Source organism: Metabacillus herbersteinensis (assembly GCF_042433335.1).
Classification (GTDB): domain Bacteria; phylum Bacillota; class Bacilli; order Bacillales; family Bacillaceae; genus Metabacillus; species Metabacillus herbersteinensis.
In genome coordinates this window covers 1-8,884 of sequence record NZ_JBHLVO010000057.1, presented here as the reverse complement: position 1 = coordinate 8,884, position 8,884 = coordinate 1, and the positions used below count along the sequence as shown (strand labels likewise).

The window sequence follows — 8,884 nt, the reverse complement described above, 5'->3', positions numbered from 1 at the left end:
CAAACACCCAATTCCTCCCACTAATGGGAGCTACTAAAGATGAAGTGGCTCACTTTTAAAGTGATCGCTCTGGCTCAATTTAATGTTGACAAAAACACCAAATTGCAGAGGACACTAGTTAGGTAGCCATGAGGCCATTAGTTGAAGTTAAAAACCAGATCAACTTATCACGGTTTATCAAAACATTGTATTATTAATTTAGGACTGATTTTCGTATATAAGAGGGTATTTAAACAATTTCCCCGTTATAATTTATTGAAGAATGAACTAATTCTCCATTCTGTCATTTCATACATCTCCGTGGTCTACAAAGCGAATAAACTGTTTATCATAATACATTTCTTGATACAAATATCTGTTCAATCTTTCACGGTGTTTGTAAGGGATTCTCCGTTTGTTGTTCTCGATTTCTGACAGCGTAGAAACACCACATCCAAGAATGGTAGCTAATTCAATCAAAGTGAAGTTATCATGAATTCTCTTAACCTTCACTTGACGGTGTATTGGTAAATCATTAGGGAATACGAGAACATCTTTGTTGTTTTCTGTGGCTCTTACAAGCTCTTGTATTTCTGCTGAAGTAATCATTCAATCTATCACCCTTTATTTATAATTAGTATATAGCCACCCGTTTCCTCTAAAGCACTTGAAGCTAGTACTTCTTCTTTTTATTCCTTAAATGCTTTAAACATTAAGTCGTGAATTAATGGTGCATCCAGGTACTTCTGCAAATTTCATTTCAAAGCAACCTACTTCTTCGTGTTATAAATATACAATATTTTTAATTTTTATTCAATTTAAATTCAGGTAATTAATAGGACTGTTTACCTTATTCTATAAACCTGCCATGAAAAAGCTTAGTTATTGAATCTCCTAGGGGTGTTTGTACCTTAATTAGGATGATTCAAAATTAAACGAATTTTCATTTTTTAGTTTTAGGCAGTAAAAAAATCCTTTAGAGTGAATAGGTCAGGTGTCTCCTGTGCCGAATTCAAAATAAAGGACCCTAGATATTATTAAAAAATTATTCTCATCATCAACTTTTGTTTCTTTGTCATAAATTCCTTGTTATGAGTATTTTCTCCCTAGATAAATCTTATTGGGTAACTCCAGTTTTGAAATCAGCTTAAACAACTGCCTCCTTAAACTTTACTAACTTTTTCTGGTAAATACAAAGTACTCTGTTTCCTAGGTGTATTGGAGCGCTAGCCTGCCGTGCTTCTGAGATTAATGAACAGACGCTACTTCAATGTCTTCTCTTTAAAATACCTGGAGCTGCTACTGCTTATTTGAGACATTCGTTACTTTTCAAAAAGCCTTAAGAAATATTTATACATACGAGGATATTAGAACTACTAACCTATTTCTTTGTGCGTTGTTAAGGCTAGAATAGATTAGGTATTAAGGTTGGAAGCGTTTTAATATCCTGTCAATTATTCTAGTACAGCTTTAAGCTTATGTAACTGTTTTCAAAATTTATTTCTTTAAAAAATTTAGCTACATTTAGTTCATTTTGTTTACTTCTTTTAGGATTTTATCGAATCCTACTACAATACACACCTAAAGCGTATTTACCGACCTTTTGATAACATCCTGACTACCAAAAACACGTCTCAAAAAGATTGGTACGATGAACAAAATAAAAAAAACACGAAACAACTGATAAGATGCAACCATTGATACATCTGCATGAACAGTATGTGCTGTAACACCCATTTCGGGTAAGCCACCTGGTGCAATGCATAAAAAAGCAGTTGTCAAACTTATTGGATACACTATATATAAACCGTAAGCTAACACTAGGGAAAACCCGACAGTTAATAATCCCATAATAAATGAAATTGGGAGTAACTTTCTCCAATTACCTAACATATTTACTTTTACTCCCAAACCTAAATATACACCAAGGCAAAGTTGTGCAATAACAGTTAGGATTGGCGGTAGCTGAGGCGTCTCCAGGCCGATTACAGTTAAAATAGCCGATGCAAGTAGAGGACCAATAATCCAAGGAGTTGGACATTTGAATCTAACAGCTAATGTTGTAACTAACAAGACTATCGGAATGACCGTAAAAAAGTAAAAAAGACCTCCATATTCATTTTGAGATATCATATCTAACGAAGGTTTACTGTTTAACGTTTCATCACTCGATAAAGCATGGATTGTAAGAGTTGGTACAATGAATATAACGGTTAGCATTCTAATCGTTTGCATGAACGTAACAATCGTTGGTTCTGCTCCCTTTATATCTTCACTCAACACAACCATTTGTGATAAACCACCTGGTGTCGTACCCATTACAGCACTTGGTATATTAATTCCTGTTAATTGTGAAACGAAATAGGCAATAGCTAGTCCAAAACTAACCATAAGGACAGTAACAATAGCCATAGAGGGTAGTTGATTTACGATCTGTTTCGCACTATCGATCGTAAACGATAGACCCATACTGTACCCTAATAACATCTGTCCCCCATTTCGGAGGCTAACAGGCCAGTATGAATTTCGGTTTGATAGGAGCTTCCAAATCAAAACAGCCGTTAAAGGTCCTAACATCCATGCCAATGGTAAGCCAAGTAGTGTAAATAAAATGCCTCCACTTATTCCACATAAAAAAGTTTCTACGAATATAAATTGTTTTTGTTTCCTTCTACTAATAAACCTTGAGATCGATGAAAAAGTCATGGTGCCTCCCTCTACCCATTACTCTCTTATTATGTAACGAATAGGAGGCTGACTCATTCGTGTAGAACCCCCTATACTACCACCTGTATAAGACGGAAGAGAGTTTACACATATCTAACTGAGTCAGCCTCGTAATTTGTTTATCTTATTAAATAGCAGCTTCTATAATTTGATCGTTAAAATAAATAACATGTGAGAGAATTTTATTTCCTTTTATACTTTTAATAAATTCTTTTGCCTCGATCTCATCTTCAAATTCAAACATTCTAATGTTTTCATCAGAATAAGCCGTTATTACCCACATCTTATCGTTCCCCCAATATTGAATTAAAAAGTAACGTTGTTTAATAGTAGTTAAACATCAAGATACGTTCATCTGAATTTGCTGCAATAAGTAAAAACCGTATACTTTTGCCAATATCATAAATCTTTAGAATGTTAAAGTATATAATACAGATAATTATTTTATTAAATTTAATTATACTATTTTGTTTATATTGTTCATGGATCATTATTCTTTCAAATCAACACCCATTAATTCTTCATACATTTTACTTTGCTCTTCAAGGTATATTGAGGTTTCCTTACTACTCTTATAAAAGTCACTCCACATATACTTCTGAAGGGTTTGTTTCCACTTTTCGGTACTCACCATTTTTTCGATTGTCGTATCCCAATATTCAATTTCTGCCCTTGACATATTAGGTGGCCCCATAATCCCACGCCAATGCTCAAAAACTAAATCAATACCTTCTTCAGACCATGTAGGAATTTCAGGAAGTTCGGTTAATCTTTTATCGGATGAAATAACGAGTAGCTTTACTTGATTCGAATCATAGTATTTTTTAGCCTCTGATAAAGACATTGTTGCAACATCTATTTGGTTTTTAAATAATGCCTCCACTACTTGGTTACTATTCTCATACAAATAAAAATCAAGGTTTGCCGGCTGCAAACCAGCTTGTTTGCTTGCTAATACAAATGAAAGTTGATCATCATTCCCTAAACGTGGGGAAACTCCAATTTTATATGCGTGAGGATTTTCTTTTAAATTCTTCATTAATTGTTTGGCACTGCTTATTCTAGATTCCTTTGAGACAATCACAACTTCCCATTCTGTAGCCAAAGTAGCAATTGGTGTAAAATCTTTATAGGTTAGCTTACTTTGACCTAATAAATGATTTGTAATCAGTAAACTTGAATTCATGGCAACTACATGATGATCTTTTTGTTGTTTTGTATATTTCCACCCTTGCTCGCCACCAGCGCCAATTTTATTTACTACGCTAATATCCTCATCAATTAACTTTTCACTTATTAAAATTTCTTGCATCGCTCTTGCTGTTAAGTCCCAGCCGCCACCAATTGAGCCCGGTGCAATGATCGTTACATCCTTTGTTACGATTTCCTGATTTTGTGTCTCTTTTAAAGAGCAACCAAAAAAGATCATGACAAATAGAGTGAAAATGATTAGTGGTTTTCTTCCCATTGTACATACCTCTTTACCTTATTCAATAATGCGTGCGTCTTCAATAAGATAGTATTTTCTTTCAGGCCTTCCAACAATTCCATAATCTTGTTTAGGAATGCAGACATTTATCGAAACGAGATACTCTAGATATCTTCTTGCAGTTGTTCGAGATGCACCCATCTTTTCACCCATTTCTTCAATGGAAACTCCTCCTTTAAGTTCAGTCATCACTTCTTTTACTTTTTGTAAAGTTAGACGATCTACACCTGAAGGAAGATAATTTTGACGAATTGCTTCTTGAGTTGATTTTCCAAAATAGCGGTCTATTAGAGACTGATCCACTTCATTGCTAAGGTTAAGTAATCTTTTCTTCCTTTTATAATCTTCTATGGTTTCAACAAACTTCTCCATTGTTACTGGCTTTAAAAGATAGTTGAAAACACCTTGACGAATAGCAGTCTCTAACATTGTTCTATCATTTGCGGCAGTGACCATAATAATATCAACAGTTGGATGGTTATCTCTTATTTTCGGTAATAAATCTGTGCCAAGTTCATCAGGCATATAGATATCTAGTAGAAGCAAATCTACTTCTTCTTTTTCGAGGACTTCCATGGTTTCTTTTGCATTTAGAGCCTTTCCAACCAGTTTCACTCCTGGTACCTTTTGTAAAAACTGTTCTTGTACTTGTGCGATTCGAAAGTCATCCTCTGCGATTACAACCTTAACCATGTTGATCCTCTCCTTAATTATTCCAAAACGATTTTTGGAAGGTATACAGTAAAAATAGCCCCTCCACCTTTTTCATTACTCATTTCAATGGTTCCACCTAATGATTCCACAATCCTTTTAACATTGAATAGACCATAGCCCCTATTTACCCCTTTAGAGGAGTATCCTATAGAAAACAAAGAGTCTATTACGTCCTCGGGAATTCCTTTTCCGTTATCTGTTACCTCGATAATAATATCTTTTCCTAGACTAGTAATCGAAAAAGATACTCGTTTCTCTTTCTGATGAACTACAGCATCAAATGCGTTATCGATAAGATTTCCGATGATTGTAATGATATCGGTTACCTCAATGTGACTTTGTAAGGGTTCTACATAACTATCATCATCAATTTCAAGGATAATTTTCTTTTCTGACGCCTTCCCAAGTTTCCCCAATAAAATAGCTTGGACATTTGCGTCATGAATTTGATTAAATAATATTCTATTTTGATGTTGATGAATCGTAGACTCATTTTGAATAAACTCAAATGCATCCTGATATCGTTCTAATTGAAGTAATCCTGATAATAAATATAATTTATTAGCGTACTCATGGGTTTGTGCACGTAATCCCTCTGAATACTCACGAACCTCTGAAATTGTATCCATTAGTTTTTTTAATTCAGTCTTATCACGGAAACTAGACACTACTCCGACGACACATTCATTTTCAATGATTGGTATTGAATTGAATATAAACATTTTATCGTTAATAGGGATCTCACTATTATTAATCGTTTTTCCGGTCTGTAAAACCTCTACCAATTTAGAATTTGGTAGGACATGTTGGATATGTTGACCTACAATGACATCCTCATTAAGATTCAACATGGACTTTGCAGAATGATTGATCAGTGTTAATGAACCTTTTTGATCAATGGCAATAATTCCTTCTTTAATCGATAAAAGGATTGCACTTCTTTCCCTATATAAAGATGAAATTTCATGCGGTTCTAGTCCCAATGTATCTTTTCTAATACTTTTTGTTAGAAAAATACCACCAATGATTCCGATTATTAATACAATCAATGATGCAAACGCGATCGTTTTGATCCTATTAAAAATGTTTTGATAAATGTCTTTCTTCAAAAACTCAACTGATACTGATCCAATCACTCGATTGTAATCTCCATATTCCGCCATAACGGGAACCTTCCCAATTATGGAAGAACCACTTTCCCTATCTACTTCAAAATTGTGTGAGCCTCCGAAAATAAGTGCGTGATAATTTGTATGATCTAAACTCTTCTCACCAACTTGATTTGGATTTGAGTGTGAATAAGTGATCTCCTCACGATTTTCAACCAAGATATTTGCCGCATTTACCTGATCTTTCACTTGCTCAGCAATTGGTCGAAAATTAGCTTCTAGATTATTCTTTTCTATCGCTTCTCTAAGCTCAGGCATGAGTGAAATAGACCTTGCTGTCTGTAAAGCTAATTGTTCAACTTGATTCCTCGTATCAACAGCTTGTAAATAGGCAAATATGCTAGCGAGAAGAGTAATGATTAAAAGAATTAACGAGCTAATTAATACTAGAATTTTTGTTTGTAACGTATACCTTTTATTTTTGCCCATATTTATTTAACCCTTTTTATAATTAAGTTTGATTGAATATTCTTTACGGTTTCAAGAAAAATATTTACATACTAATCTATAGAGTACACCAATACCTTTAACTAAAAAAGAGCTAGAGAAAAACTCTAGCTAAACCGTATGGGAAACAATTTATAATGAGCTACACCAATAACTATATCAGCTGCACTATTTAGAAGGTAATGACTCCTGTAATAAGAGCAATTGCAATCATTACAAAACATGATCCTAATGCCCACTTAAAAATGAACTTTTGGTGATCCCCAAATTCTACACCGGCCATACCAACAAGTAAATAAGCCGAAGCCATTAGTGGACTCATTGCATGAATTGGCTGACCTAATACAGACGCACGAGCAATCTCTACTGGATCGACACCATAAGATGCCGCAGTTTGGGCCAAGATCGGCAGAACTCCAAAATAGTAAGGATCATTTGCCATGAAATAAGTAAACGGAATACTTGTTACAGCTGTAATGACGGCAAAATACGAACCTAAAGACTCTGGAATTACTGCAACTAAGCTGTTCGCCATCGCATCAACCATTTCAGTTCCGGATAAAATTCCTGTAAAAACCCCGGAAGCAAATACTAACCCAACAACTGCAAGTACATTTCCTGCATGACTAGATATTCTTTCTTTTTGATCATCTAATTTTGGATAATTAATCATAAGTGCAATTACAAATGCAATCATGAATAAAATAGATAACGGTAATACAGAAGTAATCAAACAAATCAGTAATATAAGCGTTAAAATTAGATTCACCCATAACAGTTTTGGACGCTTATAACCATCTAATTCTAAAGTTGCGCTTTGTTGACTTAAAGCAAGCATCTCATCCTTTGAATATTGGATCTCGGCAATTCCTAATCTTTTACGCTCTTTTTTTCCAAGAATAAATGCTGTAAATAACGTCCATAACGCCCCACCTATCATAACAGGGATAAGTGGTGTAAACACATCCCCTACATCAAGCTGTAGTGCAGCAACTGCTCTCGCGGTCGGTCCACCCCAAGGAGTCATATTCATAACACCAAATGAAAGCATTGCAATACATGTTAAAATGAGCGGATTCATTCCGATCCGCTTATAAAGTGGAAGCATTGCTGATACCGTAATCATATAAGTTGTCGTTCCATCACCATCAAGTGCTACCATCATTGAGAGGATAGCCGTGCCTAAAACAATTTTTAATGGATCTCCCTTAACAAACACTAAAATTTTAGAAACAAGCGGATCGAACAATCCTGCATCAATCATAATCCCAAAATAAAGAATAGCAAACATTAACATTACACCAGTTGGTGCTACTTGCATTACACCTTCTAGCATCATTTCACCGATTCCAGATCCAAATCCCCCTAGTAACGCGAACAAGATTGGTATCACAATTAACGAAACTAGCGCGGACATTCGCTTTGTGATGATTAAAAACATAAATACGACTATCATTGAAAAACCTAAAAATGCCAACATAATATTCCCTCCCCCTAAAGCGCTTTCTAAGCTGTCTTTTTTTAAATCAATCATTTATCACATAGTTATAAACAACTAAATGTTACGAATATTTAGTATCATTATAAAATACCAAAACCTTTTTGTAATCGTTTACAAAATACTATCCTTTAAATTTTTTATGGATGTTTTGTTCATTTAGTTCATTACCAATTAATATAATTGCGGAAGAATAGGTCATTCAAAAATAACGACCCCTATGGACACTTATTGCCCAACATGCAAAGAAATGCTTCTGAAAAAATAAGATGCTACTTTATTCGGTCCATCGGTAGAGAATAAAAATTTTGATGCCACTGGGATTACAAGAATGAATTTAGTTGTTAAAAATGTATTAATAACAATTGATTTCTTTTCTTTTGAATTTACATTGATTCTTTTGGAGGAAGTCATTTCGTCCATAATAGAAAACGGAATGCCAGCCATATCAGTATCTCCTTCCTCTGGAAAACTTTTAACTATGCTTACATCAATTTCGGGGGCTAAAAATGTATTGGAAATAGGTGCTCTTGGGGGCTATAGCGGGATTTGCCTTGATAGGTGATGGGATGACCATTTCAAAAGTAAAGAAATAAAAAAAGCCACCGGTGTATTATCCTCATAAGGTAAATTAGCAATCATTCTTTCTCTACGCTTCCTTACTTGCACATGGATATGCTGACTTCTTCGTTGCCACAGGACGTGGCGCTCTTAGTAGAAGTTGCTTTAATCACTTAAACTACCATCGGCGCTGAGAGCTTAACCTTCCGTGCTCGGATGTCGGCTTGCGATAAGCTTCAAATCTCTGCGTCAGCTCGTTCACTCAGATCCTCATGTGCCAAACCCGCACACTCCGGTCTT

8 protein-coding genes and 1 pseudogene are annotated in these 8,884 nt (G+C 34.9%); 1 reads left to right on the top strand and 8 read right to left on the bottom strand.

The annotated features are described in order from the left end of the window. Positions 1 to 288: 288 nt before the first annotated feature. The 8 genes from ACFFIX_RS27130 to ACFFIX_RS27095 form a co-directional block, all read right to left on the bottom strand. Positions 289 to 588: a helix-turn-helix domain-containing protein gene (locus ACFFIX_RS27130; protein WP_378939697.1), complete on the bottom strand. Its 300-nt coding sequence runs from the start codon at positions 586 to 588 to the stop codon at positions 289 to 291. 972 nt (positions 589 to 1,560) lie between these two features. Next, complete coding sequence (locus ACFFIX_RS27125; protein ID WP_378939695.1) at positions 1,561 to 2,685, bottom strand: AbrB family protein; 1,125 nt, start codon at positions 2,683 to 2,685, stop codon at positions 1,561 to 1,563. Positions 2,686 to 2,833: 148 nt separating this feature from the next. Continuing rightward, positions 2,834 to 2,989 carry a hypothetical protein gene (locus ACFFIX_RS27120; protein ID WP_378939694.1) on the bottom strand — a complete coding sequence of 52 codons (156 nt, stop codon included), beginning with the start codon at positions 2,987 to 2,989 and terminating at the stop codon, positions 2,834 to 2,836. 207 nt (positions 2,990 to 3,196) lie between these two features. Further along, the gene (locus ACFFIX_RS27115) at positions 3,197 to 4,174 is read right to left on the bottom strand and encodes a tripartite tricarboxylate transporter substrate binding protein (RefSeq protein ID WP_378939692.1); all 978 of its coding nucleotides are present in this window, start codon (positions 4,172 to 4,174) and stop codon (positions 3,197 to 3,199) included. A gap of 18 nt (positions 4,175 to 4,192) precedes the next feature. Beyond that, a complete protein-coding gene (locus ACFFIX_RS27110) occupies positions 4,193 to 4,888 on the bottom strand; it encodes a response regulator (protein ID WP_378939690.1) in 696 nt (231 codons plus the stop codon). Between the two features lie 17 nt (positions 4,889 to 4,905). Then, entirely contained in the window at positions 4,906 to 6,507 is a 1,602-nt protein-coding gene (locus tag ACFFIX_RS27105) for an ATP-binding protein (protein WP_378939688.1), read from the bottom strand. A gap of 190 nt (positions 6,508 to 6,697) precedes the next feature. Continuing rightward, complete coding sequence (locus tag ACFFIX_RS27100) at positions 6,698 to 8,005, bottom strand: CitMHS family transporter (RefSeq protein WP_378939686.1); 1,308 nt, start codon at positions 8,003 to 8,005, stop codon at positions 6,698 to 6,700. A gap of 246 nt (positions 8,006 to 8,251) precedes the next feature. Beyond that, positions 8,252 to 8,470, bottom strand: a complete 219-nt coding sequence (locus ACFFIX_RS27095) for a hypothetical protein (RefSeq protein WP_378939699.1) — start codon at positions 8,468 to 8,470, stop codon at positions 8,252 to 8,254. Between ACFFIX_RS27095 and ACFFIX_RS27090 the strand changes: the two are divergent. Then, positions 8,415 to 8,585 (top strand): annotated as a pseudogene (locus ACFFIX_RS27090) (O-methyltransferase); the annotation flags it as partial. The gene ACFFIX_RS27095 and the pseudogene ACFFIX_RS27090 sit on opposite strands and share 56 nt — an antisense overlap. Positions 8,586 to 8,884 lie beyond the last annotated feature (299 nt).